General features: G+C 43.4%; 1 protein-coding gene. It reads left to right on the plus strand.

Annotated elements, in window-relative coordinates; translation table 11 throughout:
• The coding region (locus CD111_RS12475; protein ID WP_240610501.1) for an Ig-like domain-containing protein at positions 1-539 on the plus strand (539 nt) is incomplete at both ends.

Genomic DNA, 539 nt, shown 5'->3' on the forward strand with positions numbered 1-539 from the left:
ACACCACCTTCTAAACCAGTAATCGACACAGATTTAACAGGTAAAGCTGGATCTACTGATCCAATCACAGTTACGGCTGAACCAGGTTCTAAAGTTGAGTTGTTCGATAAAGATGGGCATAAGATTGGTGAAGGCGAAGCTGATGATCAAGGTCACGCTACGATTACACCAACACAACCTTTACCGGAAGGTAATGTCACAGCGAAAGCAACAGATAAGGCGGAACATCCAAATACTTCTGAATCATCTGATCCAGTAAAAGTGACGGATAAAAATGATTTAGATGGCGATGGTATCAACAATAAAGATGAAGAAGTTGCGGGCACAGATCCAACAAATCCTGATTCTGATGGAAATGGTACACCAGATGGAGACGAAGATGCGGATAATGATGGCATTCCAAACAAAGAGGAATCTGATCCGAACGGCACAACGGTAACGGATAAAGATAACGATGGAAAGCCTGATATCACGACACCTAAGGTGAATGACACTGATGGCGACGGCATTCCTGATGACCAAGATCCTGATATCGATGG

Source organism: Mammaliicoccus stepanovicii (assembly GCF_002902525.1).
Lineage (GTDB): Bacteria > Bacillota > Bacilli > Staphylococcales > Staphylococcaceae > Mammaliicoccus > Mammaliicoccus stepanovicii.